This is a genomic window from Flavobacterium sp. 245 (genome assembly GCF_004362055.1).
In the GTDB taxonomy this organism is placed as follows: domain Bacteria; phylum Bacteroidota; class Bacteroidia; order Flavobacteriales; family Flavobacteriaceae; genus Flavobacterium.
The window spans coordinates 341026-367343 of the sequence record NZ_SNXB01000005.1 but is presented as its reverse complement, the minus strand read 5'-3'; the positions used below and the strand labels follow the sequence as shown (position 1 = coordinate 367343).

The following is a 26318-nucleotide window of genomic DNA, read 5'->3' as shown; positions in this document are numbered from 1 at the left end:
AAAAGGTTGGATTAGTTTAAAAATAATTTTCGTACAAATTACTAATTTATGTTTAAAAGCAAATAGCATTTTATATTTCCTTATTTTTGAAATATGAAAAAACTGCTGCTTCTTTTTTTATTCGCACCAATTTTAACTTGGTCACAATCGAATTTTGAGAAAGGCGAAAAGTTGCTTCATGCCAAAAAATATGACGAGGCTCAAGTTGTTTTTGAAGGAGTTTTAAAATCCAAGCCTTCAGATTTAAAAACTTTAGAATATTTGGGTGATATAGCCGCGCATCAAAAAATGTGGCTAAAGGGAGCTGAATATTATAAAAAACTGAAAGAGCTAAAACCTACAGAAGCCGATTATTTTTATAAATATGGTGGCTGTCTGGCAATGAGAGCGATGGAGGTGAATAAATTGAAAGCTTTAGGGATGGTAGGAGACATGAAGGAAGCATTTGAAAAAGCAATAGTTCTGAATCCAAAACACATTCCAGCCCGGTGGGCTCTGATTGAAATCTATTTACAGTTGCCTGGGTTTTTAGGAGGAAGTGAATCAAGAGCATTTGAATATTCGAATGAATTAATGCAAATTTCATCAGTCGATGGTTATTTGTCAAGAGGAAGAATAGACGAATATTTTAAGCGTTATACATCGGCAGAAAAAAATTATTTGAAGGCAAATGAAATTGGCAAATCAAAAGTTACATTTCAAAAATTATATAATTTATATTTGAACAAATTAAAAGACCCGAAAAAGGCACAGGATTTGAAACGAAAATTTGAAGCATAATTGACAACTTCAAAATTAAATTCCATTAAAAAATTTGGAATTTAGAACTTAAAAAATGGATTTTTAAATGAAAACACATTTCATCGCCATAGGCGGAAGTGCCATGCACAATTTAGCATTAGCATTGCATAACAAAGGATATCAGGTTACAGGAAGCGACGATGCTATTTTTGAACCATCAAAATCTAGATTAGAAAAAAAAGGAATTCTTCCAGCTGAATTAGGATGGTTTCCTGAAAAAATTACCGCTGATATTGATGCAATCATTTTAGGAATGCACGCAAAAGCTGATAATCCAGAATTGCTGAAAGCTCAGGAATTAGGATTGAAAATTTACTCATATCCAGAGTTTTTGTACGAACAGTCTAAAAATAAAACGCGTGTTGTAATTGGAGGTTCACATGGAAAAACTACGATTACTTCTATGATTTTACACGTTATGCATTATCATAATATTGCGGTAGATTATATGGTAGGAGCACAGTTAGAAGGTTTTGATACTATGGTTCATCTAACTGAAGAAAATGATTTTGTCGTTTTGGAAGGTGATGAGTATTTATCATCTCCAATTGACAGACGCCCAAAGTTTCATTTGTATCAGCCAAATATTGCTTTAATTTCTGGAATTGCATGGGATCATATTAACGTGTTTCCAACATACGAAAACTATGTAGAGCAGTTTGAAATCTTTATTGGAAAAATTACCAATGGAGGTATTTTGGTTTACAACGAAAATGATCCAGAAGTAAAACGTGTTGCCGAAGCAGCAACAAATCCAATTCGTAAATTAGCATATTCAACTCCAAATTACACAGTAAGCGACGGGGTTACTTTATTAGAAACTCCAGAAGGCGATATGCCAATTGAAGTTTTTGGTGCTCATAACCTGAATAATCTGGCGGGAGCTAAATGGATTTGCCAAAATATGGGTGTTGATGAAGCTGATTTCTATGAAGCAATTGCAAGTTTTAAAGGCGCATCTAAACGTTTGGAGAAAATTGCTGAAGGAAAAGGAAAAGTGGCGTACAAAGATTTTGCGCATTCACCAAGTAAAGTTGCGGCAACCACAAAAGCGGTAAAAGAACAATATCCAAATAGAACTTTAGTAGCTTGTTTAGAGCTTCATACATACAGCAGTTTAAATGCTGAATTCTTAAAGGAATACGAAGGCGCATTAGAATATGCTGATGTTGCAGTTGTGTTTTATTCGCCAGATGCTGTAAAAATCAAACAATTAGAAGAAGTAACCTACGAGCAAATTGCAAAAGCGTTTAATCGTGAAGATCTTGTGATTTATACAAATCCAGCTGAATTTAAAGAATATTTATTCAATTTGAATTTAGATAATTCGGCACTTTTATTAATGAGTTCTGGAAATTATGGTGGATTAAATTTTGATGAAGTAAAAGGTCTGATTAATTAGAAAATCTGATAATTAGTCAATTAGATAATATGCCGATTGTTTCAGACAATCGGCTTTTTTTTTGGAGTTTGGAATTTCCTAATTGATAATTTTCTCATTATCTAATTAACTAATTGGCATATTCTCTAATTATTTTTTGAGCGATTTTTCTTTCTTTTTACTATATTAGCTGTTGTAAAATCATTTAGTTTATGGAACAAACTCATTTCCCAATTACAAATTGGTCAGAAGATGACAGGCCTCGTGAGAAATTAATGTTGAAAGGAAAAAGTGCTTTAAGCGATGCCGAATTAATTGCGATTTTAATTGGTTCAGGAAGCCGAAACGAATCAGCAGTAGATTTGAGCAAAAGAATTTTGAAGAATGCCGAGAATTTGAATGCTTTGGGAAAAATGTCGATTTCGCAACTAATGAATTTTAAAGGAATAGGAGAGGCAAAGGCGATTACAATTATTGCGGCTATGGAACTTGGTCGTCGGCGACGGGCCGAAGATGCTGTCGAATTAATAAAAATTACTTCGAGCAAATTAGTTTTTGAATTGATGGTTCCTATTATCGGTGAATTGGCTCATGAAGAATTTTGGGTACTTTTTCTGAATAATTCTAATAAAGTGATTTCAAAGTCACAACTCAGCAAAGGCGGTATTACGGGAACGATAGTTGATGTTAGGCTTGTTTTTAAATTGGCACTTGAAAATGGAGCTACTAGCTTGATTTTGTGTCACAACCATCCGTCGGGAAATTTATCTCCAAGTGAAGCAGATAAACAGATTACGAAACGTATAAAACAGGCTGGTGAAAGTTTAGATGTTAAAGTTTTAGACCATTTGATTATTACTGAAACAAAATATTATAGTTTTGTAGATGAAGGAATTTTTTAGATTATGAATACCACAATTACAGACGTTTTTTTTGATTTAGATCATACACTTTGGGATTTTGACAAAAATTCTGAAATGGCTTTCGATCGTATTTTCAAAACTAAATATCCCGAAATAAAAACGGAGGATTTTATTGAAAAATATATTCCTATCAATCAATCTTGCTGGAAGTTATATCAAAACGATGAAATAACTCATGTTCAACTTCGTTATAACAGATTAAAGTTTTCGTTTGATGCTTTGAATTATGAAATTTCAGATGAAGATATTAATGAAATTGCAAATTACTATATTGAATTTTTAACAGATAATAATCATCTTTTTGATGGCGCTGTTGAAGTCTTGGATTATCTTAAACCAAAATATCGATTGCATATTATAACTAACGGTTTTGCAAATGTTCAGGATAAAAAAATTAAGAACGCATCACTTACGAGTTATTTTAATACCATTACAAATTCTGAATTAGCTGGTGTTAAAAAACCAAATAGTATTATCTTTGATTATGCTGTTAATTTGGCTCAGGCTTCAAAAGAAAATAGTATCATGATTGGCGATTGTTTAGACGCCGATGTGAACGGAGCTTTAAATGCGGGTTTAGATGCCATTTTCTTTAATGAGAAAAAAATTGACGTTGCTCAAAATATTAAACAAATAAACCATTTATTAGAACTTAAAAAATATTTATAATGATGAGAATTAAATTTTTGCTGACTGTACTTTTTATTTCAGTTATTGGATTTGCACAATCTTCACAGTCTGTTAATGATTACAAAGCGGTTATTGTACCCTTGAAATATGATTTTTTAAAGTCAGAAAATCAATATAGAATGGCAACGATAAGTAAAGGGAATTTAACTAAAGCTGGTTTTCAAGCTTTTTATGCAAATGAAGAACTTCCAGCTGAATTGAGTGACCGTTGCCAGCTTTTATACATGGATGTAATAAAAGATAGCGGTTTTTTAGTTACTAAACTTTTTGTTGAACTAAAAGATTGTTACGGTAAAGTAGTTTATACGTCAGAAGTGGGTAAAAGCAAAGAAAAAGATTATGAAGCTGCTTATAGAGAAAGTTTGAATATGGCTTTTGTTTCAGTAAACGGACTTCATTATAAATATAGTGGCAAAACTATTGCGCCTAATACGAAAGCTGGTATGATTACTGCGGCTCCTGTTGCGGTTGCTGCTACAGTAGCAACTCAGCCAGCTGTAACTCCAACTCCAGTTGCTGATGTTGCAGATCCAAATTTACTTTATGCACAGCCTACAGATAATGGCTTTCAGTTAATTGACAAAACGCCAAAAGTGGTAATGAAATTATTGAAAACTTCACGTCCAGATTCATTCATCGCTATTAAAGATGGTGTTCAAGGAACTTTGAATGCAAAAGACAATCAGTGGTTTTTTGAATATTACCAAAACGATAAATTAGTTTCTGAAAAAGTTTCAGTTAAATTCTAAATATAAAATAGGGTTTTAATAACCATATTTATCTTTCCAGCGGTTCTTTAAAAATTCGCGGTTGCTGTTCTCTCTAGAATTGTTTCCCGGTTTATAAAGAACCGTTTCTTTTATGGCATCAGGTAAAAATTCTTGTTCTGCAAAATTATTGGCATAATCATGCGAATATTTGTAATCGTCGCCATATCCTAATTCTTTCATCAATTTTGTTGGCGCATTTCGCAAATGAATTGGAACCGGAAGATCGCCAGTTTGTTTTACTAGTTGTTGTGCATTTCCAATTGCCATATAAGATGCGTTGCTTTTTGGTGAGGTTGCTAAATAAATAGCGCACTGGCTTAAAATAATTCTGCTTTCCGGATAACCAATAGTCGTCACGGCCTGAAAAGTATTATTTGCCATAATGAATGCAGTTGGGTTTGCATTTCCAATATCTTCGCTGGATAAAATAAGCATTCTTCTAGCAATGAATTTTACATCTTCGCCACCTTCAATCATTCGAGCTAGCCAATAAACCGCTCCGTTGGGATCGCTGCCACGAATCGATTTTATAAAAGCAGAAATAATATCATAATGCTGTTCACCTGTTTTGTCATACAAAACAGTATTTTGTTGTACTAACTCAAAAACGCGGTCGTTTGTAATCGTGATTTCGTCACCTGACGAAGCGTTGATAACCAGTTCAAAAATATTCAACAGTTTTCTGCCATCTCCGCCAGAAAGTCGCAATAAAGCTTCCGTTTCCTTTAAAATTATTTTTTTTGATGCCAGATAAGCGTCTGCTTTCATTGCGCGATGCAATAACGCTTCGAGATCACTTTTTGTAAATGCATTTAAAATGTACACCTGACAGCGCGACAATAATGCCGGAATAACCTCAAAACTTGGGTTTTCAGTAGTGGCGCCAATTAATGTAATCCAGCCTTTTTCGACTGCTGCTAAAAGAGAGTCTTGCTGTGATTTACTAAAACGATGAATCTCATCGATAAATAAAATGGGGTTTTTGGCAGTAAATAATCCACCGCTTTGTTTTGCTTTATCAATAACATCTCTAATGTCTTTCACACCAGAATTGATAGCACTTAATATATAAAATGGGCGCTTGGATTCTTGCGCAATAATTTGTGCCAAAGTAGTTTTTCCTGTGCCTGGCGGTCCCCAAAAAATTAAAGACGGAATAATTCCTTTTGAAATTTGCTGTGTCAAAGATCCGTTAGGGCCAACTAAGTGACTCTGACTTACATAATCTTCTAATTTTTGTGGGCGAATACGCTCTGCTAAAGGTGCTTCCATTTTGTAAAATTACTGTTTTCAATTCTAAATTTAAATTTTTGAAAGTTAATTTAGTCTTTCATTTCAATTGATTCTGTTTGCAAAGCCAAGTTTCTGTTTGAGGAATTTTTGTTAGCTGACAAATTATCAGTAAATTAGATTTGGACAGTTTTTTGATGCCAATAATTAAACTGATTTCTAAAAACATGAATGATAAAGATTTTAAATTTTCTACTACCGTAATTGGGCTTCCTGTTTTTTTCGTCCTTTTCTTATGGATAATTTATTGGATTCAGATTCGTTTCGATTTTGATTTTTATCAAAACGGAATTTATCCAAGAGATTTTTCAGGTTTGCAGGGGATTTTGTTTAGTCCCTTTATTCATGAGAATCTTGAGCACCTTTATAATAATTCCATACCGCTTTTAGTTTTGCTTGCTGCTTTGCAGTTTTTTTATCCTAAACAGACAATTCCTGTTATTGGTTACGGAATTTTATTTTCAGGCTTAATTACGTGGATTATTGGTCGAGAAAATTATCATATTGGTGCAAGCGGATTAATTTATGTTTTGGTGAGTTTTATTTTCTTCAAAGGAATTCAGACTGGGTATTATCGTTTAGTTGCGCTTTCGCTTTCTGTAATTTTATTGTATGGCGGAATGATCTGGTATGTTTTTCCAGATGTCGATACTGCGATTTCTTGGGAAGGGCACTTAGGTGGTTTTATTACGGGTTTTGTATTGTCTTTATTTTATAAAACACCTGAGTATACAAAACCTATTGTTTATGATTGGCAACGGCCAGATTTTAACCCGGAAGAAGACCCTTTTATGAAGCACTTTGATGAAAACGGAAATTTTGTAAATACCGAAATTCTTGAAGAAGTAGTAGATTTAGGAAATAATTATTTCAGTTCAAGTTTTCCGGTTATTTATGTTGTAACCAAATCTGAATCTGAGGATAAAGGATGACATAATAACTTGTTTGATTTAAAAAGGTTATTTTTGTGATAGATATTCGAATTTTATATAATTAGATATGAAGAAGATAGGGCTTGTATTTATTTTTTTGTTCTTTTTAGCAAACACGAATGCAACTGCGCAATGTGATATTAAAAATAGAATATTGGCTGACGGTTCAATGGTATATTATTTTGATCCGGAAGTTTTTTATACCACAAATTCAAAATCCTTAAAGATTAATATTGTAACTGATAAAGAACATTATTTTATAGCCTTACAGCCAACACCTTTTCCATCTAAAAAAGAAGGAAAGAAAATTAAGGATGATTTAATTATGCATTTGGCAGACAATAAAATGTATACCTTGAAGCATTATGATACGCAGTATATCAAAAATGATTCAATTATGCAGGTTTTGTATTTGATTGATGATAAAGATCTGGATTCGTTTTCTAAATTTGAAGCGACGGTTGCAGAAATTAAAATGGAAGGAACCGAATTTGTAAGAGATTACAATTTTAAATTGCATAAACGTGCAATTATCAGACAGCTTGCTTGTTTTTTGAAAGAAGAAGATGAAAAGTAGTTATTGATCGTCGGGTACTGCTTCGTTATTATGAAATAACTTTTTATTTAGATTTTTAAAAAGATTATTAAATGTTAAAGTCAATGAAGCAGCGTTTACGATTTGATTACCACTGTTTCTTGGAAGATATTCATTAGCATACGTTAATTCAACTTGGATATCATCTGTAAATAAATAACCGGCCCCAATATTTAATCTATTTCGATCAAAAAAACTTTCACCAGTTACTTTTGCTCCTGATTTGAAATATAATTCGTCTGAAGCAATTGCATAAACTACGCCTTCTCTGAGGATTTTGCTGTTAATTGGTTTTATGTATTTTATTTGTTGGCGATAACGAATGACATTGTCGTAGTTGCCATCTTCATTTTTCAAATGTCTGAGTTCAAGCCTCATTCTTGTGCTTAAAGTATAGCCCGTTTTATGAAAATAATAAATTCCCTGAAGCGCAAACCTCCATTCCGGCGATTCAAACTGGCCAATTTCAGGAACGTCTTTATTGTGATTATAAGCTAAAAATGAAGAAAGTTTCCAACGTGGAGTTAAGTAATAATGCCCCCAGCCTCTTATTGATCTTTGAGTGTTTTCTTTGAAAATATTAGAAGAAGATTCTGTACTGCTATAAACGGCTCCAATGTTTAATTCAACAGACCACTTTTCGTTGATCGTTTTGTTGAACTGGTATTCGTTCCAAAATTGATTGTATGTGGTAGTCTGCCCATTAATAATACTTGTAATTGAGAAAATTACAAGTATTAAATAACGTTTTTTAAGTATAGAATTATGAGCATTTTTTGAAGACATTCATTTTGTTATTTATGAGTCATCTTAATTCTCAGTTTTTTTAACTTCTTTGACGAACAGCTTCGTATAAAAAAGCTCCACAAGCCACCGAAACATTTAAAGATCCTATAGAACCAAACATTGGCAGTTTGGCTTTTTCGTCAACAATTTTTAGTACTGAAGGATTGATTCCTCTGTCCTCAGATCCCATTATGATTGCTACAGGTTCGTTTAATGTTATGTCGTATATGTTTTGATCTGTTTTTTCAGTGGCAGCAACCGTTTTAATTCCTGATCCCTGTAAATAAAATATTGCGTCTTTAATATGTTCCACTTTGCAAATAGGAACATTAAAAACAGCTCCTGCAGAAGTTTTTACAGTGTCGCCGTTTACAGGTGCAGAACCTGCTTTCTGAACGATAATACCATTTACTCCTGTACATTCAGCAGTTCTAATAATTGCTCCAAAATTTCTTGCGTCAGAAATCTGATCTAAGATTAAAAATAATGGTTTTGAACCAGATTCAATTGTCGATTCAACTAAATGTTCTAATGCGATAAAACCGATAGGTGATATTGTGGCAACAGCTCCTTGGTGGTTATTTGGAGTTAGGCGATTCAATTTCTCAACTGGGACATAAGAGAAATTAATGTTAGCGCGTTTCATCACTTTCATTAAATCTTTCATTAATTCTCCAGAAATTTCTTTTTGTATAAATACCTTATCAACTTCTTTTCCCGCCTGAATTGCTTCAATTATGGCTCTAATTCCAAATATTTGATGTTCTTTTTCCATGATGCAAATATAGGTATATTGTTTATATAAAAAAAAACCACTCTGAATGAACAGAGTGGTTTTAATATTAAGTTTTTTGGTCTAAAATTAGAATTTATCCCAGAAAAGTTTTGTTTTAAGCTTGTCACCACCTACTGCAGTACCAGCAGCAGCATAGTTTGTTTTGTTTAATGTTTGCTCTAAAACAGGGTAAGTAAATCTTTTAGGGATTTGACCTTCAGAAGCAGGAACTGCCGAAGATGGAGCTGTTAAAGCAGGGAAGTCTAATCTTCTCCAAGAAGTCCAAGCCTCATATCCTCTGTTGTAGAAACCAATCCAAGCTTGCTCTCCAATTTTTTGTTTCCAAGTACCAGTTGCTGTTGCGTAAGCTACAGTTGGCTGTGCTAAGTAAGCAGTTGCTTCAGCACTAGTTCCACCCCAGTAAATGATTGAAGATGTAATTGCATTGTTGTAATGCTGTGCAGCAGTACCACCAACAGCAAAACCTCTTTCTACAGCTTCAGCTAAATAAAATTCCATTTCAGTGTAATCAAGTAATAGACCTTCTAAAGTTGGGTCTAATAATACTGTGTGATCTCCTTCTGCATCAGCAGGATCTCCAGCTGAAGAATAAGATTCGAAATCTACACCTTGAGCATAAGGAGCACCAATAAATACACCTCCAACTGGAATGTAGTAGTATGGTCTTCTTGGGTCATTAAGTGTATTCATTTTTGTTACTAATGGTGAAGCAGCAACGAAATCGTATCTTCCGCTAGTTACAAGATCCTCATATAAAGGGTTTGTATTTGGCTGAGTTGATTTGTATTGTAATGTTGCATTATCAGCAGTAGAAGTAATAATTCCAGCAGCAACAGCTTGCTCAGCAGCTGTTTTAGCAGTAGCTGCTAAAGTTGGCTCGTCTGCAACTGTAATTGCCATACGCAATTTCAATGAATTTGCAAATTTTTTCCATTTTGCAACATCACCTTCGTAAATGAAATCAGAAGCGCCAAAACTTTTTCCAGAAGCATCAAGCTTAGCAAGGGCAGCATCTAATCTTTTGAATAAGTCAGCATAAATAACTTTTGGATCGTCATAAGCTGGGCTTGGATGAGCGTCTGGATCTAATGCCTCAGTATAAGGAATGTTTCCAAAAGTATCAACTAAAATAGTGTAAGCGTAAACATTTAAAACTTCAATGATAGCAAGTTTGTTTGTTTTTACTTTTAATTCAGCAGGAGTTACAGTTTCTTCAGCTGTTGTCAATTTAGTAGCCTCTTTTAAATCTTTAAGTACATCACGGTACAAAATTTGCCAGTGGCTATCAGGAACGTTTCTTTGCAAGATATCGTAGTTTGATTCGTCAAGATACGTAGTTTCTGTCCAATGTTGAGCCCAAAGTCTGAAGACATTTGTGTTAACGTTAGTATTGGTCATTTGGTCAAAAAGATTCTTTTCAGCATTACCAAGTAAAGCGCCTGAAGGAACTCCAGAGCTCGGGTTTTTGGTATCTACGTTTAAATCGGTTAGGCTATCATCGTTACATCCCCATGTAAGCGTTAATATTCCTATGAATATAATTAATTTTTTCATGTTTTCTTTATTAGAATTTAGCTTTTAAATTTACAGCAAAAGTTTTTGTTGTTGGAAGAACCCCTGATTGGTATCCTTGTAAATTTCCAGCACTTAAACCTGCTTCAGGATCAGCATCTGGTAAGTTTTTATGGATGATCCATAAGTTAGATCCAGATAATCCTAAATAAAGCTCTTGGAATGCACCTCCTAAAACTTTTTTGTCAAAAGTGTAACCTAATGTAAGCTCACGAAGTTTAACGTATGAAGCATCGTAAACGTAATCTTTATTAGCAGAACCTAAATAACCGAATGATCCGTCAGTTCCATCGTTTGCTTCGATTCTGATTGTGTTTGGTGTTCCATCAGGAAGTACACCTGGAAGAATATGTCCACCACCATCAGCGATTGTGCTTCTTACTGGATTTCCTAAATCATTTGTGTAAACCGTGTTAGTGTATAATCCAGAACCTTCTCCGTACCATCTGTCTAGAGAGAATACGTCTCCACCTTTTTGCATATCAATTAAGAAGCTGAAAGAGAATTTTTTGTAGTTAAAGATGTTGTTGATACCACCTGTCCAGTCTGGAGTAAAGTTTCCAATAACATTGTCATTTGTACCTGTAATTTGGTATTTTCCTGTTCCTGCATCAACTACTCTTTGTCCGTTTAAGTAAACGTAATCAGATCCTTGGATAGTTCCATAAGGTTGACCAACAGTAGCGTTGATTGTAATTCCTCCTTGGAAAGAACCAAGTTGGTAGTTTTCAATACCTTCATCTAAAGCAATAACTTTGTTTTTGTTTTTTGCCCAGTTAGTAACCATTGTCCAAGTGAAGTTGTCTATTTTAACAGGAACTAAAGTTAAAGTAGCTTCGATACCTTTGTTTTCGATGTTACCAACGTTTTTGAATAATTTAGTATAACCTGTTGCCTCAGAAACTGGTAAGTCAACAATTTGATCTACAGTGTTTGTTTTGTAAACAGATAAATCTAAACCAATTCTTCTTTGAGCCATTTGTAACTCCAAACCAGCCTCCCAGCTTTTTGTTCTTTCTGGTTTCAAGTTAGGATTGTTTCTTGTTGAAGGAACAGAATATAATGGTGTTCCAAAAGGAGAGTTACTTGTGTAAGTATCGATAGTTTTAGCAAAAGGAGCGTCGTTACCAACTTCTGCATAACCTAATCTTACTTTTCCTAATGTTAACCAATCTTGTTGTAAAGTGTTTGAGAATACATAACTTCCAGAAACAGATGGGTAGTAGTACTCATTGTTGTCGCTTGGTAAAGTTGAAGAAACGTCTCTTCTTAATGTAGCATCTAAGAATAAATAATCTTTGTATCCTAATGAAGCACTAACATAGTATCCGTTTACTCCTTTGTCAGACATTGCTTCTACTGGTTTTTCAACTGCATTTACAGAGTTTGTCAAAGAAAATAATTTTGGAACATAAAGTCCTCCTGAAGTTGAAGCTAAAATTTGATCAACTTGTTGTCTTCTGATGTTGATACCAGCTACTCCTTTTAAATTTAAATTTTCATTTAAATTAGTGTTGAAGTTGAACATTAAATCGTAGTTGAACTCAGAGTAGTTTCTGTTAAGTCTTTGGTATCCTGATTCTTCATTGCTTCTTGCAATTCCGAATGGATCTCCAGCGTAAGAACCGTTAGCTCTTCTTTCTTCTTGGAAATCTGAGTAAGTATCCACAGAAACTCTACCTGTAGCATCTAACCAGCTTGTAATTTTGTAGTTCAAACTTGCATTTCCTAAGAATCTGTTTCTTGTATCACTTTCGTAGTTTTCGTAAACTTGGAAATATGGGTTGTTCCAGTAAGCAGGAGTGATGTTTGTTGGGCTGTTAGCATTCCAAGTGTAGTTTTTACCTGTTTGTTGGTAAATAGCTCTTTGCTCCAATAAGTCAACATTAGTACCCCACCATTGTCTGAATCCAGAAATAATGTTACCGTTGTATCCTGTACCATTTCTTCCTTTAGTGTCTGTAACAACATAGTTTGTGAAGAAAGTAGCAGTTAATTTGTCTGTTAATTTATAACTAGCGTTACCTAAGAAAGAGTTTTTCTTTTGCTCACTGTTAGGCATTAAACCTGTAGAACTTAAATTAGTGTAAGATAAGTTGAAAGTTCCTTTGTCATTTCCTCCGTTGACAGCAATTGTGTTAGTGTTTACAACAGGATTTTCAAAGAATTCAATAGCACCATGTTTTGCAATTTCCCATGGACGTGCAGTTTTGTAAGTTGAAGATTCTGGAACGAATGAATCCCATCCAAAAACCATTTGAGAAGAATCGTAAGCAGGACCAAATGAAGCGTCATGGTTTGTTCTTACAGTGTTGTCTAAAGTACCGTTTCCATCAACATCAAATGTAGTTCTGAAAGATGGAAAGTAACCTTGTCCGTATTGTGTTTGGTATTTTGCAAATGTAGATTTGTCTACAGTACCAATACTTACGCTAGAGCTTAAAGAAACTCCAAGGCCGTTTTGTTGTTTTCCTTTTTTAGTTGTGATCATGATTGCACCATTGGCAGCTCTAGATCCATAAAGTGCAGTTGCAGCAGCACCTTTTAACACGTTCACAGATTCGATATCTGCAGGGTTAATATCAGATGCAGCATTACCATAGTCATAACCAGCACCTGCTTGTTTTTGTGAAGATGTGTTACCTAAAACCTCATTGTTGTCAACTGGAACTCCATCGATAACGAATAAAGCCTGGTTGTTGAAACCAATAGATTTGTAACCTCTAATTACAACGTTTGTAGAACCTCCTAAGTTGTTGTTGTTTTTAATTTGAAGACCAGCAACTTTACCAGACATACTGTTCACAAAGTTAGTTGAAGGTGTTTTGTTAACCTCGTCACCATCAATTTTTTGTGTAGCATATCCTAGAGATTTTTTCTCTCTTTTAATACCTAAAGCTGTTGTTACTACAACTCCTTCAAGTTCTTGAGCATCTCCAGCCAATTTTACATTGATTACTGATGAACTCGCAGCTATTTCTTGAGTTTTCATCCCAATGTAGCTAAATACCAAAACTTGGCTTGTTGATGCTTTGATCGTAAATTTACCATCAAAATCAGTTTGCGTCCCAGATTTTGTTCCCTTAAGTAATACACTCACACCTGGCAAAGGCATTCCTGCATTATCAGAAACTGTTCCTGAAACGGCTCTTTCTTGCGCAAATGTAAGTTGCGCTACTAGTACTAATAAAAGCACTAAGAATCCATTGAACTTTAGTTTCATTTTTAAATATTTTGAATTAGTATCGCAAAACTCTTAATAATTTGTTAACTATCCTAATATTAGTTTAAACTTTTTTCAGTTACCGCTAAAATTTAACATTATAACATAAGTTTACTATAGTGTTATATAATTGTAATTCTTGAATGTTTTGACCTCCATTTGTAAGGTTTATCTTTAGTAGTCCATTTGGTGTCTGTAAAACAGTACCAATACCAAGTCCGATCAGTTTTTTTGTTTGATTTGGATTAACTGTAGATGTTAAGTCTTGATATATACCGTAATCAGCAATTGAATGGATGTAAATATTTTTTGAAAACTTGTATCTGTATTCTGTTAAAATTAAAAAATTGAAGTTTGACTGCAGGCTGTTTTCTAAAAATCCACGTATAGAGTTCATGCCTCCAAAACGAAATAATTCGTTGGAAATATAATTCTTGCTGTTTAAATAAAAATTTTGTGAATTTATGTTAATGAAATTTTTGCCATTTATTTCAAAATTGTATGAGGCATTTAGATTTGTGTAAAATTGCGCGCTTGAACCGGCAGTTTCTGGTGAAGAGTTAGTGTTTCTTTTTCCGTAACCAATTATCCAGTTTATAAAAGCCTTTTTTGGAACAAGATTGTTTATGTTATCTATTTTTTTATAATCAAAACTTGATGTGAAGTATGCATTATTAAAATCGCTGATTTGTGAATTATTGGTGTTTTGTATGTCGCTTGATTCTGTTGCCTGATATCCGGCATAAATTCTGGAGTTGTAATTTATATAATAGCCTAAATCAATGGCGGTTTTTGTGTTTTGAAATGTGCTGTCTTGTTTGAAAATGTTAAGTTGTGCTTTTATGCCTAATGGTGATTTGAAAATATATGGGATTTCTAATTTGGTGTTAAAGGTCTTTTGTTTATTGCCGTCGCTTTTCCAATACAAAGAAAATTGTTCTCCTGCTCGTAGAGTGTTTAGGAGGTTGATGTCAACATATCCGTTTATATTTACTTTTTCATCTTTGTCATTTGAAAAACCAATATATCCGTCAAAAGTATTTGCTTTTCTTTTTTCTATGTAAATATAGATTTTGGTTGAATCAGTAGTAAATAATATTTCTGGATATTTTGTTTGCGAAATAAATTCATAACTGTTTATGTCTTCGTAAAGTTGCTGCGTGGTTTCTTGGTTAAAAGTTTTATTCAGGTATTTTTTATTCAATTGTTTTAAGTGTCCTTTTGGGAAAAAATCTTTCACTTTAGGATTTGTGTAATTTAGGATGATTGAATTTATCGTTCTTTTTTTTTCGGATTTAAAATTTAAATCGGCATAAATTGTTGAATTCTTTTTTTTGATGTTTTCTAGTTTGATTTTGCTTAGGGCAAATCCTTGTTTTTCTGCTTCAATTATTTTTTGATTTAAGTAAGTTTCAACTTCATTATATGGCAAAATGATGGTGTCGTTTTTGATTTTTTCTGAATTAAAAAAAGAATTATTTATACCTATATATATATGTATGTATTTTGTTTGTTTTTTCAGCTGTATTATTGAGGTGTAAGTGCTGTCGTTTATTCGGTTGGTGCTAAGGATGTTGTTTTCTAAATACCCAATTTTTGATAGTTTTTCAGAAATGTTTTTTACTTCGTCAAACAATGATTTTATGTTTGGATGATTTGTGTTGTAGTTTAATGAGTCAATAATTTGATTTTCAGTTTTATTGATTCCGCTAATTGTTAGGCGAAAATTTTGAGCATAGCTAGAAATGCTTATAACGCAAAATAGAAATATTTGTAATAAGTGTTTCAAAAGCCGTTTTTTCATGAGTTAAAAGTATTGCAAATATCTATTGTTTGTTTGTAAAATCATAAGTCTAAATAATGTTGTTGAAAATTAATGAATTAACGTTTGTATAGTGAAAAATATTTTATACATTTGCAACCCCGTAAAAAGCGGGAATTTAATAAACATAATAATTTTTAGTATTAATTATGCCAACAATTCAACAATTAGTAAGAACAGGAAGAACTCAGATAACTAAGAAGAGTAAATCGGTTGCTTTAGATTCTTGTCCTCAAAGAAGAGGGGTTTGTACGCGTGTTTACACTACTACACCAAAAAAACCAAACTCTGCAATGCGTAAAGTTGCGCGTGTACGTTTGACAAATGGTAATGAAGTGAATGCTTACATTCCTGGAGAAGGACACAATCTACAAGAGCACTCGATAGTATTAGTTAGAGGCGGAAGGGTAAAAGATTTACCAGGTGTTAGATATCATATCGTTCGTGGAGCGCTTGACACGTCAGGTGTTGCAGGAAGAACGCAAAGAAGATCTAAGTACGGTGCTAAACGCCCAAAAGAAGCAAAAAAGTAATTTAAAAACTTTTAAGAAAAAGACATGAGAAAAAGAGCGGCAAAGAAAAGACCACTTTTACCAGATCCGAGGTTTAACGACCAATTGGTAACACGTTTTGTGAACAACCTAATGTGGGATGGTAAGAAATCTACAGCTTTTAAAGTATTTTATGATGCAATTGATATCATTGAAACTAAAAAGCAAAATGATGAGAAAACTTCATTAGAGATCTGGAAAGATGCTTTAACAAACGTTATGCCTCACGTAGAAGTACGTAGCCGTAGAGTTGGTGGAGCGACATTCCAAATCCCAATGCAAATTCGTCCAGACAGAAAAATTTCTATGGCAATGAAGTGGTTAATACTTTATTCAAGAAGAAGAAATGAAAAATCTATGGCACAACGTTTAGCGTCAGAATGTTTAGCTGCTGCTAAAGAAGAAGGTGCTGCGGTTAAGAAAAGAATGGATACTCACAAAATGGCAGAAGCTAATAAAGCATTCTCTCACTTTAGATTTTAATTCGTAAGAAATGGCTAGAGATTTAAAATATACAAGAAATATCGGAATTGCTGCTCACATTGATGCTGGTAAAACAACAACAACTGAGCGTATTCTTTTTTATACTGGAAAGTCACATAAAATTGGTGAAGTACACGATGGTGCTGCAACAATGGACTGGATGGCTCAAGAGCAAGAAAGAGGTATTACAATTACTTCAGCTGCAACAACTTGCGAGTGGAATTTTCCAACTGAGCAGGGTAAGCTTTTGCCTGAGTCTTTGCCATACCACTTTAATATTATTGATACTCCTGGACACGTTGACTTTACTGTAGAGGTAAACCGTTCTTTACGTGTGCTTGATGGATTAGTTTTCTTGTTTAGTGCTGTTGATGGTGTTGAGCCACAATCAGAGACTAACTGGAGACTTGCTGATCAATATAGAGTTCCACGTATGGGGTTCGTAAATAAAATGGACCGTCAAGGATCTAACTTTTTGGCAGTTTGTCAACAAGTTCGTGATATGTTAAAATCAAATGCTGTTGCGATCACTTTGCCAATTGGTGAAGAGAATGATTTCAAAGGTGTTGTAGATTTAGTAAAAAACCAAGCTATCATTTGGCATGATGCAACTCAAGGGGCAACTTTTGATATTGTTGAAATTCCTGCTGATATGGTTGCGGAGGTTAAAGAATACAGATCTATTCTTATTGAAGCAGTTGCTGACTACGATGAAAATCTTTTAGAGAAATTCATGGAAGATGAGAACTCTATTACAGAGGAAGAAATCAACAACGCTTTAAGAGCTGCTACTATGGATATGGCTATCATCCCGATGATTGCTGGTTCTTCTTTCAAAAACAAAGGAGTTCAATTCATGTTAGATGCGGTTTGTAAATATTTACCTTCTCCAATGGATAAGGAAGGTATCGAAGGAATTCATCCTGATGATGCTGAATTATTAGAAGAAGATCAAACTAAAATCTTACGTCGTCCAGACGTAAAGGAGCCGTTCGCTGCTTTAGCATTTAAAATTGCTACTGACCCATTCGTAGGTCGTTTAGCTTTCTTCCGTGCTTACTCTGGTCGTTTGGATGCTGGTTCTTATGTTTTGAACACTCGTTCAGGAAATAAAGAAAGAATTTCTCGTATCTACCAAATGCACGCTAACAAACAAAATCCAATCGAATTTATTGAGGCTGGAGATATTGGAGCTGCTGTTGGATTTAAAGATATCAAAACTGGAGATACATTGTGTGATGAAAAACACCCAATCATTCTTGAGTCTATGAAATTCCCTGCACCGGTAATTGGTATTGCAATTGAACCTAAAACTAAAGCTGACGTTGATAAAATGGGTATGGCTTTGGCTAAATTAGCTGAAGAAGATCCAACATTTACTGTTAGAACAGATGAGGCTTCAGGGCAAACGATTATCTCTGGTATGGGTGAGCTTCACTTAGATATCTTAGTAGATCGTATGAAACGTGAATTTAAAGTTGAAGTAAACCAAGGTGAGCCTCAAGTTGAATATAAAGAAGCGTTTACAAGAACTGCTACGCACAGAGAAACTTACAAGAAACAATCAGGAGGTCGTGGTAAATTCGGTGATATCGTATTTACACTTGAACCAGCTGACGAGGTTGATGGTAAAGTTCCTGTAGGATTACAGTTTATTAATGCAGTAAAAGGTGGTAACGTTCCTAAGGAATATATCCCTTCTGTAGAAAAAGGTTTCCGTGAAGCTATGAAAACTGGTCCATTGGCAGGTTATCAAGTGGATAGTTTGAAAGTAACTTTGACGGACGGATCTTTCCACCCTGTCGATTCTGATGCGCTTTCTTTTGAGTTAGCTGCTAGAATGGGTTATAGAGAAGTAGCTAAAGCTGCTGGTGCGATTATTTTGGAGCCAATCATGAAAATGGAAGTTATTACTCCTGAAGAAAACATGGGAGATATCGTAGGTGATATCAACCGTCGTAGAGGTCAGGTTAATGACATGGGTGACAGAAACGGTGCTAAAACTATTAAAGCTGATGTGCCTTTATCAGAAATGTTTGGATATGTAACAACATTAAGAACATTGTCTTCTGGTAGAGCAACTTCAACAATGGAGTTTTCTCACTATGCAGAAACACCTTCTAATATTTCAGAAGCTGTAATTAAAAAAGCAAAAGGTAACGCTTAATTCTTAAGAAAATGAGTCAAAAAATCAGAATAAAACTAAAATCTTACGATCACATGTTGGTAGATAAATCTGCTGAAAAGATCGTAAAAACAGTAAAAACTACTGGAGCAGTTGTAACAGGTCCAATTCCGTTGCCAACTCACAAAAAACTTTTCACTGTGTTGCGTTCTCCGCACGTTAACAAAAAAGCGAGAGAGCAATTTGAAGTAATGTCATACAAGAGATTGATTGATATTTATTCATCTTCATCTAAAACTATTGATGCTTTAATGAAACTTGAATTGCCAAGTGGCGTAGAAGTAGAGATAAAAGTATAATTTTTTTATATTTTTTTATATAAAAAGCGAGACATTCCTGTCTCGCTTTTTTTTGTTTTTAAAAGATGGTTTCGATTTGTAGATTTTTAAATATTTCATTATCTAAAATGGTTTTAGGGTTTGTGTAAATCCCTTTGTTTTAAGGAGGTGCGGTAGTTTTTAATTTTGATTTCATTAAGTAATTGTTAAGTTAAAACTGTTTAAAGATTTAAAAAAACGTTTCAAGTTTTAAGATGATAAAAGTTCTTTTTGGTGTTGATTTGAAGCTTGGATTTTGATTATGAGCGATTTAATTTTTGGAACCGTTTGGTATATTCAATTTTAATGTCTACTTTTGCACTCCCTGTTTGGAAATTTCTGTTATTTTCAAATTGAAGGGAATTTTAGTAATTAATAATTAATATTTATGTCTGGGTTAATTGGTAAGAAAATCGGCATGACTAGTATTTTTGATGAAAACGGGAAAAACATTCCTTGTACGGTAATCGAAGCTGGTCCATGTGTTGTTACCCAAGTCAGAACCAAAGGTGTTGACGGGTACGAAGCGTTGCAACTTGGTTTCGATGACAAAAACGAGAAACATTCTACTAAAGCGGCTGTAGGTCACTTTAAAAAAGCTGGAACTGTTGCTAAGAAAAAAGTCGTTGAATTCCAAGATTTCGCAACTGAACAAAAATTAGGAGATCTTATTGATGTTTCTATTTTTGAAGAAGGAGAATTTGTAGATGTACAAGGTGTGTCTAAAGGTAAAGGTTTCCAGGGTGTTGTTAAGCGTCACGGTTTTGGTGGTGTTGGACAAGCTACTCATGGTCAGCACAACCGTTTAAGAGCGCCTGGTTCTGTGGGAGCTTCTTCTTATCCATCTAGAGTATTCAAAGGAATGCGTATGGCTGGAAGAATGGGAGGAGATAATGTAAAAGTTCAAAACCTTAGAGTTTTAAAAGTAGTTGCTGAAAAGAATCTACTTGTTGTTAAAGGATGTATTCCTGGACACAAAAACTCTTACGTAATCATTCAGAAGTAATGGAAGTAAAAGTATTAGATTTCAACGGAAAAGATACTGGTAGAAAAGTTCAACTTTCTGATTCAGTATTCGCAATTGAACCAAACAATCACGCAGTATATCTTGATGTTAAGCAATATCTTGCTAATCAAAGACAAGGTACTCACAAGGCTAAAGAAAGAGCTGAAGTAACTGGAAGTACGCGTAAGATTAAAAAGCAAAAAGGTACGGGTACAGCTCGTGCGGGAAGCATTAAGAACCCTTTGTTTAAAGGTGGGGGAACTGTTTTTGGACCAAGACCAAGAAGTTATTCATTCAAATTGAATAAAGCTTTAAAAAGATTGGCTAGAAAATCAGCTTTCTCAATCAAAGCAAAAGAGTCGAATATTATCGTTTTAGAAGACTTTAATTTTGATGCACCAAACACTAAAAATTTCATTAACGTTTTGAAAGCTTTAGGGTTAGAAAATAAAAAATCTCTATTTGTGTTGGGAGAGTCGAATAAAAACGTATATTTGTCGTCACGTAATTTAAAGGCGTCAAATGTCGTAACTAGCTCTGAATTAAGCACTTACGCTATTTTAAACACTAATAATTTAGTGCTTTTAGAAGGTTCTTTAGAGTTAATTGAAGAAAATTTAAGCAAATAATAGGAGTATGAGTATCATAATTAGACCTATAGTAACGGAAAAAGTAACCAAAGAAAGTGAAGTTCTAAACCGCTTCGGATTCGTTGTTAACAAAAAAGCAAACAAAGTTGAGATTAAGAAAGCTGTTGAGGCTGCTTATGGAGTAACTATCGTTTCTGTTAACACAATGAATGTGAGACCAGATAGATCTACTAAATACACTAAAAGTGGTTTAATCAGTGGAAAGACAAATGCATATAAAAAAGCAATTGTTCAAGTACAAGAAGGAGAAACAATTGATTTTTACAACAATATCTAAGATAGAAAAATGTCAGTAAGAAAATTAAAACCTATTACCCCAGGTCAGCGATTTAGAGTTGTGAATGGTTATGACGCCATTACAACTGATAAGCCGGAACGCTCTTTGATAGCGCCGATAAAAAACTCTGGAGGTAGAAATAGTCAAGGAAAGATGACCATGCGTTATACGGGTGGTGGTCACAAGCAGAGATATCGTATTATTGATTTCAAAAGAACTAAAGATGGAATTCCAGCTACAGTGAAATCAATTGAATACGATCCAAATCGTACTGCGTTTATCGCTTTATTAGCTTATGCTGATGGAGAGAAAACTTATGTAATTGCTCAAAACGGATTGAAAGTTGGTCAGAAATTAGTTTCTGGTCCAGAATCTCAACCTGAAATTGGTAATACATTACCTTTAAGCAGAATTCCTCTTGGAACTGTTATATCTTGTATTGAGTTACGTCCAGGACAAGGAGCGGTTATTGCTCGTTCAGCTGGAACTTTTGCTCAGTTAATGGCAAGAGACGGGAAATATGCAACAATTAAAATGCCATCTGGTGAAACAAGATTGATCTTGTTGACTTGTTCGGCTACAATTGGAGCTGTTTCTAATTCTGACCACCAATTAGTTGTATCTGGAAAAGCAGGTAGAACAAGATGGTTAGGAAGAAGACCTAGAACTAGACCAGTAGCGATGAACCCAGTTGATCACCCTATGGGAGGTGGTGAAGGACGTTCTTCTGGAGGACACCCACGTTCAAGAAACGGAGTGCCAGCTAAAGGTTACAGAACTCGTTCTAAGAAAAACCCGAGTAACAAGTATATCGTAGAACGTAGAAAGAAATAATAAGATATGGCACGTTCATTAAAAAAAGGACCTTTCGTTCATTATAAATTAGACAAGAAAGTTCAAGAAAACATAGAAAGTGGTAAAAATGGAGTGGTAAAGACTTGGTCTAGAGCTTCAATGATTACTCCAGACTTTGTTGGACAAACTATCGCAGTTCATAACGGTCGTCAATTTGTACCAGTTTACGTAACAGAAAACATGGTAGGTCACAAATTAGGAGAGTTTTCACCAACTAGATCTTTTAGAGGTCATGCTGGAGCAAAAAATAAAGGTAAAAAATAAGAAGCAATGGGAGTTCGTAAAAGAGAAACAGCAGATGCGAGAAAAGAGGCTAATAAGTCTATTGCTTTCGCAAAATTGAATAACTGCCCTACTTCACCTAGAAAAATGCGCTTAGTAGCGGACTTGGTAAGAGGTCAGAAGGTAGAAAGAGCACTTAACATTTTAAGATTCAGTTCTAAAGAAGCTTCAAGAAAATTAGAAAAACTATTATTATCTGCAATCAATAACTGGGAGCAAAAAAATAGTGAAGGTAATTTAGAAGAAGCTGGATTATTTGTTAAAGAGATCAGAGTAGATGGTGGAATGATGTTAAAAAGACTTCGTCCAGCTCCACAAGGTCGTGCACACAGAATCAGAAAACGTTCTAACCACGTAACAATCGTGCTTGGAGCTATCAATAACACACAAAGCAATTCTTAAGCAGCATGGGACAAAAGACAAATCCAATTGGAAATAGACTTGGTATCATCAGAGGATGGGACTCAAACTGGTATGGTGGAAATGATTACGGTGATAAATTAGCCGAAGATCACAAAATCAGAAAGTATATCCATGCTCGTTTATCAAAAGCTAGTGTATCAAAAGTAATCATCGAGAGAACTTTGAAACTTGTAACCGTTACTATCACTACTGCTAGACCTGGTATCATTATCGGAAAAGGTGGGCAAGAGGTAGACAAGTTGAAAGAAGAACTTAAGAAAGTTACTGACAAAGAGGTTCAAATTAACATCTTTGAAATCAAAAGACCTGAGTTAGATGCTTATCTTGTGGCGACAAGCATTGCTCGACAAATCGAAAGCCGTATTTCTTACAGACGTGCAATCAAAATGGCTATTGCTGCTTCTATGCGTATGAACGCTGAAGGTATCAAAGTTTTGATTTCTGGTCGTTTGAATGGTGCTGAGATGGCGCGTTCAGAAGGTTTCAAAGAAGGTAGAATTCCTCTATCAACTTTCAGAGCTGACATTGATTATGCTTTGGCTGAAGCTCATACTACTTATGGTAGAATGGGTATCAAAGTATGGATCATGAAAGGTGAAGTTTACGGTAAGAGAGAACTTTCTCCACTTGCTGGAATGGACAAAAAACAATCTGGTACAGGTGGTGGTAAAGGTGGAGATGCTCCTAGAGGCAAATCTAACTTTAACAAAGGTGGAAAACCAGACGCTCGTAAAAGAAAGTAAATTTTTAAACTAAAGAAAAATGTTACAGCCTAAAAGAACAAAATACCGTAAGGTACAAAAAGGTAAAATGAAAGGTAACTCTCAAAGAGGGCATGAACTTTCTAATGGAATGTTTGGTATTAAATCTGTACATGAAGATGGAATGTTCTTAACTTCTCGTCAAATCGAAGCTGCGCGTATCGCTGCAACTCGTTACATGAAGAGAGAAGGACAATTATGGATTAAAATATTTCCAGACAAACCTATCACTAAGAAACCTCTTGAAGTACGTATGGGTAAAGGTAAAGGAGCAGTTGAGTATTGGGCTGCTGTTGTTAAACCAGGAAGAATTATGTTTGAAGTTGGAGGAGTTCCGTTATCAGTTGCAAAAGAGGCTTTACGTCTTGCAGCTCAGAAACTTCCAGTAAAAACTAAATTCGTCGTTGCTAGAGATTTCGAAGCATAATTTATATTTATTATGAAACAATCAGAAATAAAAGATCTTTCTGCAGCGGAGTTGCAAGAAAAGCTTAGTCAAACTAAGAAAGTATATGCTGACCTAAAAATGGCTCACGCTATTTCTCCAATTGCTAATCCACTTCAAATTAGAAGCGTTAGAAGAACAGTTGCAAGATTGGCTACAGAGTTAACTAAAAGAGAGTTACAATAATTGTATTCTGCTGAAAGATGGAAGAAAAAAGAAATTTAAGAAAAGAAAGAATAGGTGTTGTTACTTCAAATAAAATGGATAAGTCTATTGTTATTGCTGAAGTAAGAAAAGTAAAACACCCGTTATACGGTAAGTTCGTGTTGAAAACAAAGAAATATGTTGCACACGACGAAACAAACGACTGTAACATTGGAGATACTGTAAGAATTAGCGAAACGCGTCCTTTAAGTAAAACAAAATGTTGGAGATTAGTTGAAATCTTAGAAAGAGCTAAATAATTATGGTACAACAGGAATCAAGACTAAAAGTAGCAGATAACACGGGAGCTAAGGAAGTTTTAACTATCCGTGTTTTAGGAGGTACCAAAAGAAGGTATGCCTCTGTTGGTGACAAGATTGTAGTATCTATTAAAGATGCAACTCCAAACGGTAACGTGAAAAAAGGAGCTGTTTCAACTGCAGTTGTTGTGCGTACCAAAAAAGAAGTGAGAAGAGCTGATGGTTCTTATATCCGTTTCGATGACAATGCATGTGTTCTTTTGAATGCTGCAGGGGAAATGAGAGGAACTCGTGTTTTTGGTCCGGTAGCAAGAGAACTTCGTGAAAAACAATTCATGAAAATTGTATCATTAGCACCAGAAGTGCTTTAATTCGTTTTAAGATGATAAAGCTAAAAATAAAATCAGGAGATATCGTAAGAGTTATTGCTGGAGACCATAAAGGTGCTGAAGGTAAAGTTTTACGTGTTTACCGTGAGAAAAATAAAGCGATAGTTGAAGGTGTAAACATGGTTTCGAAACATACAAAACCAAGTGCTAAAAACCCTCAAGGTGGTATCGTTAAGAAAGAGGCTTCTATTCAAATTTCTAACATTTCACTAATTGATCCTAAAACTAAGGAGACAACTAGAGTAGGTATTAGAGTAGAAGGAGATAAGAAAGTAAGATTTTCAAAAAAATCTAATCAAGTACTATAGTAATGGCATATACACCTAGACTAAAAGAAGAATATAAGAGTAGAGTAATCTCTGCTCTTAAAGAAGAGTTCGGATATACAAACGTAATGCAAGTTCCAAAACTTGAAAAAATCGTTTTGAGCCGTGGAGTTGGTGCAGCTGTATCTGATAAAAAACTTATTGACTATGCGGTTGATGAGTTAACAAAGATCACTGGACAAAAAGCAGTATCTACAATTTCAAAGAAAGACGTTGCGTCTTTCAAATTGAGAAAAGGAATGCCTATTGGAGCAAAAGTTACTTTACGTGGTGAAAGAATGTATGAGTTTTTAGATAGACTTATTACTTCTGCTTTACCACGCGTTAGAGATTTTAGTGGTATCAAAGCTACAGGTTTCGACGGAAGAGGTAACTACAATCTTGGAGTTTTGGAGCAAATCATTTTCCCAGAAATTGATATTGACAAAGTAAACAAAATTTCAGGAATGGATATTACATTTGTTACTACTGCAAAAACAGACAAGGAAGCAAAGTCATTATTGGCTGAATTAGGATTACCTTTTAAAAAGAATTAAGATATGGCTAAAGAATCAATGAAGGCCCGTGAGGTTAAAAGAGAGAAAACGGTAGCTAAGTACGCTGAAAAAAGAAAAGCTTTATTAGAAGCTGGAGATTATGAAGGCTTACAAAAATTACCTAAAAATGCTTCACCAGTTCGTTTGCACAATCGTTGCAAGTTAACAGGTAGACCAAGAGGTTATATCCGTCAATTCGGTATTTCACGTGTAACTTTCCGTGAAATGGCTAATAATGGGTTAATTCCTGGAGTTAAAAAAGCATCTTGGTAATCTCGCAATAAGTTAGTACTTTTGCAAACCAAAAAATAATTTTAATTGATTAAAGGTTCAGGAAGCATAGTGCTTCCTGAAAACCGTAATCGCAATCAAATACATATGTATACAGATCCTATTGCAGATTATTTGACTAGAGTTCGTAACGCTGTGGCTGCAAACCACAAAGTTGTTGAAATTCCAGCTTCTAATCTAAAAAAAGAAATAACTAAGATCTTATTTGATCAAGGTTATATCTTAAGTTACAAATTTGAAACGAACACTGTTCAAGGTTCTATCAAAATTGCTTTAAAGTATGATAAAGATACTAAAGAGCCTGTAATCAAAGATATCCAAAGAATTAGTAAACCTGGTTTACGTAAGTACGCAGGTGCTGCCAAATTACCTAGAATCCTTAATGGATTAGGAATTGCTATTGTTTCTACATCAAAAGGTTTGATGACTGGAAAACAAGCTAAGCAATTAAATGTAGGTGGTGAAGTAATTTGTTACGTATACTAATTTTAAACAC

At 34.4% G+C, this 26318-nt stretch carries 32 protein-coding genes; 26 read left to right on the top strand and 6 right to left on the bottom strand.

The annotated features are described in order from the left end of the window. Nucleotides 1–93 precede the first annotated feature (93 nt). The 5 genes from EV145_RS12600 to EV145_RS12580 all read left to right on the top strand — a co-directional run bounded on the left by EV145_RS12600 (nt 94) and on the right by EV145_RS12580 (nt 4544). Nucleotides 94–780, top strand: a complete 687-nt coding sequence (locus EV145_RS12600; RefSeq protein WP_133525545.1) for a tetratricopeptide repeat protein — start codon at nt 94–96, stop codon at nt 778–780. 67 nt (nt 781–847) lie between these two features. Then, complete coding sequence (locus EV145_RS12595; RefSeq protein WP_133525544.1) at nt 848–2203, top strand: UDP-N-acetylmuramate--L-alanine ligase; 1356 nt, start codon at nt 848–850, stop codon at nt 2201–2203. A gap of 191 nt (nt 2204–2394) precedes the next feature. Then, nucleotides 2395–3084, top strand: a complete 690-nt coding sequence (gene radC, locus EV145_RS12590; RefSeq protein ID WP_133525543.1) for a RadC family protein — start codon at nt 2395–2397, stop codon at nt 3082–3084. A gap of 3 nt (nt 3085–3087) precedes the next feature. Then, on the top strand, nt 3088–3774 hold the full coding sequence (locus EV145_RS12585) for a YjjG family noncanonical pyrimidine nucleotidase (protein ID WP_133525542.1): 687 nt from the start codon (nt 3088–3090) through the stop codon (nt 3772–3774). Between the two features lie 2 nt (nt 3775–3776). Next, complete coding sequence (locus EV145_RS12580; protein WP_133525617.1) at nt 3777–4544, top strand: hypothetical protein; 768 nt, start codon at nt 3777–3779, stop codon at nt 4542–4544. A 15-nt stretch (nt 4545–4559) separates the two neighbouring features. Here the strand turns inward: EV145_RS12580 and EV145_RS12575 are convergent, their stop codons facing one another. Further along, a complete protein-coding gene (locus tag EV145_RS12575; protein ID WP_133525541.1) occupies nt 4560–5837 on the bottom strand; it encodes a replication-associated recombination protein A in 1278 nt (425 codons plus the stop codon). A gap of 185 nt (nt 5838–6022) precedes the next feature. Here EV145_RS12575 and EV145_RS12570 point away from each other — a divergent pair, with 185 nt between their 5' ends. Further along, complete coding sequence (locus tag EV145_RS12570; protein ID WP_133525540.1) at nt 6023–6787, top strand: rhomboid family intramembrane serine protease; 765 nt, start codon at nt 6023–6025, stop codon at nt 6785–6787. Between the two features lie 67 nt (nt 6788–6854). Next, on the top strand, nt 6855–7364 hold the full coding sequence (locus EV145_RS12565) for a hypothetical protein (RefSeq protein WP_133525539.1): 510 nt from the start codon (nt 6855–6857) through the stop codon (nt 7362–7364). Here the strand turns inward: EV145_RS12565 and EV145_RS12560 are convergent, their stop codons facing one another. The 5 genes from EV145_RS12560 to EV145_RS12540 all read right to left on the bottom strand — a co-directional run bounded on the left by EV145_RS12560 (nt 7365) and on the right by EV145_RS12540 (nt 15563). Continuing rightward, a complete protein-coding gene (locus EV145_RS12560) occupies nt 7365–8168 on the bottom strand; it encodes a DUF2490 domain-containing protein (protein ID WP_133525538.1) in 804 nt (267 codons plus the stop codon). Nucleotides 8169–8208: 40 nt separating this feature from the next. Continuing rightward, a complete protein-coding gene (gene rlmB, locus EV145_RS12555) occupies nt 8209–8943 on the bottom strand; it encodes a 23S rRNA (guanosine(2251)-2'-O)-methyltransferase RlmB (RefSeq protein ID WP_133525537.1) in 735 nt (244 codons plus the stop codon). A gap of 87 nt (nt 8944–9030) precedes the next feature. Next, nucleotides 9031–10518 carry a SusD/RagB family nutrient-binding outer membrane lipoprotein gene (locus EV145_RS12550; RefSeq protein ID WP_133525536.1) on the bottom strand — a complete coding sequence of 496 codons (1488 nt, stop codon included), beginning with the start codon at nt 10516–10518 and terminating at the stop codon, nt 9031–9033. Nucleotides 10519–10528: 10 nt separating this feature from the next. Next, nucleotides 10529–13759, bottom strand: coding sequence for a SusC/RagA family TonB-linked outer membrane protein (locus EV145_RS12545; RefSeq protein ID WP_133525535.1), 3231 nt, complete (start codon nt 13757–13759; stop codon nt 10529–10531). A gap of 85 nt (nt 13760–13844) precedes the next feature. After that, the gene (locus EV145_RS12540) at nt 13845–15563 is read right to left on the bottom strand and encodes a hypothetical protein (RefSeq protein ID WP_133525534.1); all 1719 of its coding nucleotides are present in this window, start codon (nt 15561–15563) and stop codon (nt 13845–13847) included. A gap of 167 nt (nt 15564–15730) precedes the next feature. On the opposite strand from EV145_RS12540, the gene rpsL reads away from it, so the two are divergent. From rpsL to rpsH, 19 genes are all read left to right on the top strand, one after another. After that, nucleotides 15731–16114, top strand: coding sequence for a 30S ribosomal protein S12 (rpsL, locus tag EV145_RS12535; protein WP_007136570.1), 384 nt, complete (start codon nt 15731–15733; stop codon nt 16112–16114). A 24-nt stretch (nt 16115–16138) separates the two neighbouring features. Then, nucleotides 16139–16615 (top strand): 30S ribosomal protein S7, encoded by a 477-nt coding sequence (gene rpsG, locus EV145_RS12530; protein WP_026727879.1) that lies wholly within the window; start codon nt 16139–16141, stop codon nt 16613–16615. A 10-nt stretch (nt 16616–16625) separates the two neighbouring features. Next, nucleotides 16626–18782: an elongation factor G gene (gene fusA, locus EV145_RS12525; protein WP_133525533.1), complete on the top strand. Its 2157-nt coding sequence runs from the start codon at nt 16626–16628 to the stop codon at nt 18780–18782. An 11-nt stretch (nt 18783–18793) separates the two neighbouring features. Beyond that, on the top strand, nt 18794–19099 hold the full coding sequence (rpsJ, locus tag EV145_RS12520) for a 30S ribosomal protein S10 (RefSeq protein WP_007803605.1): 306 nt from the start codon (nt 18794–18796) through the stop codon (nt 19097–19099). Nucleotides 19100–19505: 406 nt separating this feature from the next. Continuing rightward, on the top strand, nt 19506–20123 hold the full coding sequence (gene rplC, locus EV145_RS12515) for a 50S ribosomal protein L3 (protein ID WP_133525532.1): 618 nt from the start codon (nt 19506–19508) through the stop codon (nt 20121–20123). Further along, nucleotides 20123–20752 carry a 50S ribosomal protein L4 gene (gene rplD, locus EV145_RS12510; protein WP_133525531.1) on the top strand — a complete coding sequence of 210 codons (630 nt, stop codon included), beginning with the start codon at nt 20123–20125 and terminating at the stop codon, nt 20750–20752. Before rplC ends, rplD begins: the two co-directional genes overlap by 1 nt. A gap of 7 nt (nt 20753–20759) precedes the next feature. Beyond that, nucleotides 20760–21050: a 50S ribosomal protein L23 gene (rplW, locus tag EV145_RS12505; protein WP_008464286.1), complete on the top strand. Its 291-nt coding sequence runs from the start codon at nt 20760–20762 to the stop codon at nt 21048–21050. 9 nt (nt 21051–21059) lie between these two features. Next, a complete protein-coding gene (rplB, locus tag EV145_RS12500; protein ID WP_133525530.1) occupies nt 21060–21884 on the top strand; it encodes a 50S ribosomal protein L2 in 825 nt (274 codons plus the stop codon). A 6-nt stretch (nt 21885–21890) separates the two neighbouring features. Next, nucleotides 21891–22169, top strand: a complete 279-nt coding sequence (gene rpsS, locus EV145_RS12495) for a 30S ribosomal protein S19 (RefSeq protein ID WP_031456039.1) — start codon at nt 21891–21893, stop codon at nt 22167–22169. Between the two features lie 6 nt (nt 22170–22175). Further along, nucleotides 22176–22589 (top strand): 50S ribosomal protein L22, encoded by a 414-nt coding sequence (gene rplV / locus EV145_RS12490; RefSeq protein ID WP_007803631.1) that lies wholly within the window; start codon nt 22176–22178, stop codon nt 22587–22589. Nucleotides 22590–22594: 5 nt separating this feature from the next. Continuing rightward, entirely contained in the window at nt 22595–23353 is a 759-nt protein-coding gene (gene rpsC / locus EV145_RS12485; RefSeq protein WP_008464292.1) for a 30S ribosomal protein S3, read from the top strand. 19 nt (nt 23354–23372) lie between these two features. Beyond that, nucleotides 23373–23798 (top strand): 50S ribosomal protein L16, encoded by a 426-nt coding sequence (rplP, locus tag EV145_RS12480; protein ID WP_017495016.1) that lies wholly within the window; start codon nt 23373–23375, stop codon nt 23796–23798. A gap of 12 nt (nt 23799–23810) precedes the next feature. After that, the gene (gene rpmC, locus EV145_RS12475; RefSeq protein WP_008464297.1) at nt 23811–24002 is read left to right on the top strand and encodes a 50S ribosomal protein L29; all 192 of its coding nucleotides are present in this window, start codon (nt 23811–23813) and stop codon (nt 24000–24002) included. A gap of 17 nt (nt 24003–24019) precedes the next feature. Continuing rightward, on the top strand, nt 24020–24280 hold the full coding sequence (gene rpsQ, locus EV145_RS12470) for a 30S ribosomal protein S17 (RefSeq protein ID WP_007803646.1): 261 nt from the start codon (nt 24020–24022) through the stop codon (nt 24278–24280). Between the two features lie 2 nt (nt 24281–24282). Next, nucleotides 24283–24651: a 50S ribosomal protein L14 gene (rplN, locus tag EV145_RS12465; protein ID WP_007803649.1), complete on the top strand. Its 369-nt coding sequence runs from the start codon at nt 24283–24285 to the stop codon at nt 24649–24651. 11 nt (nt 24652–24662) lie between these two features. After that, nucleotides 24663–24977, top strand: a complete 315-nt coding sequence (gene rplX, locus EV145_RS12460; protein ID WP_007803650.1) for a 50S ribosomal protein L24 — start codon at nt 24663–24665, stop codon at nt 24975–24977. Between the two features lie 2 nt (nt 24978–24979). Continuing rightward, the gene (rplE, locus tag EV145_RS12455; protein WP_017495015.1) at nt 24980–25531 is read left to right on the top strand and encodes a 50S ribosomal protein L5; all 552 of its coding nucleotides are present in this window, start codon (nt 24980–24982) and stop codon (nt 25529–25531) included. A gap of 3 nt (nt 25532–25534) precedes the next feature. Then, a complete protein-coding gene (gene rpsN / locus EV145_RS12450; protein ID WP_031456037.1) occupies nt 25535–25804 on the top strand; it encodes a 30S ribosomal protein S14 in 270 nt (89 codons plus the stop codon). A gap of 105 nt (nt 25805–25909) precedes the next feature. Beyond that, the gene (gene rpsH / locus EV145_RS12445; protein WP_029272051.1) at nt 25910–26308 is read left to right on the top strand and encodes a 30S ribosomal protein S8; all 399 of its coding nucleotides are present in this window, start codon (nt 25910–25912) and stop codon (nt 26306–26308) included. Nucleotides 26309–26318 lie beyond the last annotated feature (10 nt).

What these genes read in the sequence shown, in the direction of transcription:
- EV145_RS12600 (WP_133525545.1), top strand. Translation starts at nt 94, where the DNA reads ATGAAAAAACTGCTGCTTCTTTTTTTATTCGCACCAATTTTAACTTGG.
- EV145_RS12595 (WP_133525544.1), top strand. Translation starts at nt 848, where the DNA reads ATGAAAACACATTTCATCGCCATAGGCGGAAGTGCCATGCACAATTTA.
- radC (WP_133525543.1), top strand. Translation starts at nt 2,395, where the DNA reads ATGGAACAAACTCATTTCCCAATTACAAATTGGTCAGAAGATGACAGG.
- EV145_RS12585 (WP_133525542.1), top strand. Translation starts at nt 3,088, where the DNA reads ATGAATACCACAATTACAGACGTTTTTTTTGATTTAGATCATACACTT.
- EV145_RS12580 (WP_133525617.1), top strand. Translation starts at nt 3,777, where the DNA reads ATGAGAATTAAATTTTTGCTGACTGTACTTTTTATTTCAGTTATTGGA.
- EV145_RS12575 (WP_133525541.1), bottom strand. Translation starts at nt 5,837, where the DNA reads ATGGAAGCACCTTTAGCAGAGCGTATTCGCCCACAAAAATTAGAAGAT.
- EV145_RS12570 (WP_133525540.1), top strand. Translation starts at nt 6,023, where the DNA reads ATGAATGATAAAGATTTTAAATTTTCTACTACCGTAATTGGGCTTCCT.
- EV145_RS12565 (WP_133525539.1), top strand. Translation starts at nt 6,855, where the DNA reads ATGAAGAAGATAGGGCTTGTATTTATTTTTTTGTTCTTTTTAGCAAAC.
- EV145_RS12560 (WP_133525538.1), bottom strand. Translation starts at nt 8,168, where the DNA reads ATGTCTTCAAAAAATGCTCATAATTCTATACTTAAAAAACGTTATTTA.
- rlmB (WP_133525537.1), bottom strand. Translation starts at nt 8,943, where the DNA reads ATGGAAAAAGAACATCAAATATTTGGAATTAGAGCCATAATTGAAGCA.
- EV145_RS12550 (WP_133525536.1), bottom strand. Translation starts at nt 10,518, where the DNA reads ATGAAAAAATTAATTATATTCATAGGAATATTAACGCTTACATGGGGA.
- EV145_RS12545 (WP_133525535.1), bottom strand. Translation starts at nt 13,759, where the DNA reads ATGAAACTAAAGTTCAATGGATTCTTAGTGCTTTTATTAGTACTAGTA.
- EV145_RS12540 (WP_133525534.1), bottom strand. Translation starts at nt 15,563, where the DNA reads ATGAAAAAACGGCTTTTGAAACACTTATTACAAATATTTCTATTTTGC.
- rpsL (WP_007136570.1), top strand. Translation starts at nt 15,731, where the DNA reads ATGCCAACAATTCAACAATTAGTAAGAACAGGAAGAACTCAGATAACT.
- rpsG (WP_026727879.1), top strand. Translation starts at nt 16,139, where the DNA reads ATGAGAAAAAGAGCGGCAAAGAAAAGACCACTTTTACCAGATCCGAGG.
- fusA (WP_133525533.1), top strand. Translation starts at nt 16,626, where the DNA reads ATGGCTAGAGATTTAAAATATACAAGAAATATCGGAATTGCTGCTCAC.
- rpsJ (WP_007803605.1), top strand. Translation starts at nt 18,794, where the DNA reads ATGAGTCAAAAAATCAGAATAAAACTAAAATCTTACGATCACATGTTG.
- rplC (WP_133525532.1), top strand. Translation starts at nt 19,506, where the DNA reads ATGTCTGGGTTAATTGGTAAGAAAATCGGCATGACTAGTATTTTTGAT.
- rplD (WP_133525531.1), top strand. Translation starts at nt 20,123, where the DNA reads ATGGAAGTAAAAGTATTAGATTTCAACGGAAAAGATACTGGTAGAAAA.
- rplW (WP_008464286.1), top strand. Translation starts at nt 20,760, where the DNA reads ATGAGTATCATAATTAGACCTATAGTAACGGAAAAAGTAACCAAAGAA.
- rplB (WP_133525530.1), top strand. Translation starts at nt 21,060, where the DNA reads ATGTCAGTAAGAAAATTAAAACCTATTACCCCAGGTCAGCGATTTAGA.
- rpsS (WP_031456039.1), top strand. Translation starts at nt 21,891, where the DNA reads ATGGCACGTTCATTAAAAAAAGGACCTTTCGTTCATTATAAATTAGAC.
- rplV (WP_007803631.1), top strand. Translation starts at nt 22,176, where the DNA reads ATGGGAGTTCGTAAAAGAGAAACAGCAGATGCGAGAAAAGAGGCTAAT.
- rpsC (WP_008464292.1), top strand. Translation starts at nt 22,595, where the DNA reads ATGGGACAAAAGACAAATCCAATTGGAAATAGACTTGGTATCATCAGA.
- rplP (WP_017495016.1), top strand. Translation starts at nt 23,373, where the DNA reads ATGTTACAGCCTAAAAGAACAAAATACCGTAAGGTACAAAAAGGTAAA.
- rpmC (WP_008464297.1), top strand. Translation starts at nt 23,811, where the DNA reads ATGAAACAATCAGAAATAAAAGATCTTTCTGCAGCGGAGTTGCAAGAA.
- rpsQ (WP_007803646.1), top strand. Translation starts at nt 24,020, where the DNA reads ATGGAAGAAAAAAGAAATTTAAGAAAAGAAAGAATAGGTGTTGTTACT.
- rplN (WP_007803649.1), top strand. Translation starts at nt 24,283, where the DNA reads ATGGTACAACAGGAATCAAGACTAAAAGTAGCAGATAACACGGGAGCT.
- rplX (WP_007803650.1), top strand. Translation starts at nt 24,663, where the DNA reads ATGATAAAGCTAAAAATAAAATCAGGAGATATCGTAAGAGTTATTGCT.
- rplE (WP_017495015.1), top strand. Translation starts at nt 24,980, where the DNA reads ATGGCATATACACCTAGACTAAAAGAAGAATATAAGAGTAGAGTAATC.
- rpsN (WP_031456037.1), top strand. Translation starts at nt 25,535, where the DNA reads ATGGCTAAAGAATCAATGAAGGCCCGTGAGGTTAAAAGAGAGAAAACG.
- rpsH (WP_029272051.1), top strand. Translation starts at nt 25,910, where the DNA reads ATGTATACAGATCCTATTGCAGATTATTTGACTAGAGTTCGTAACGCT.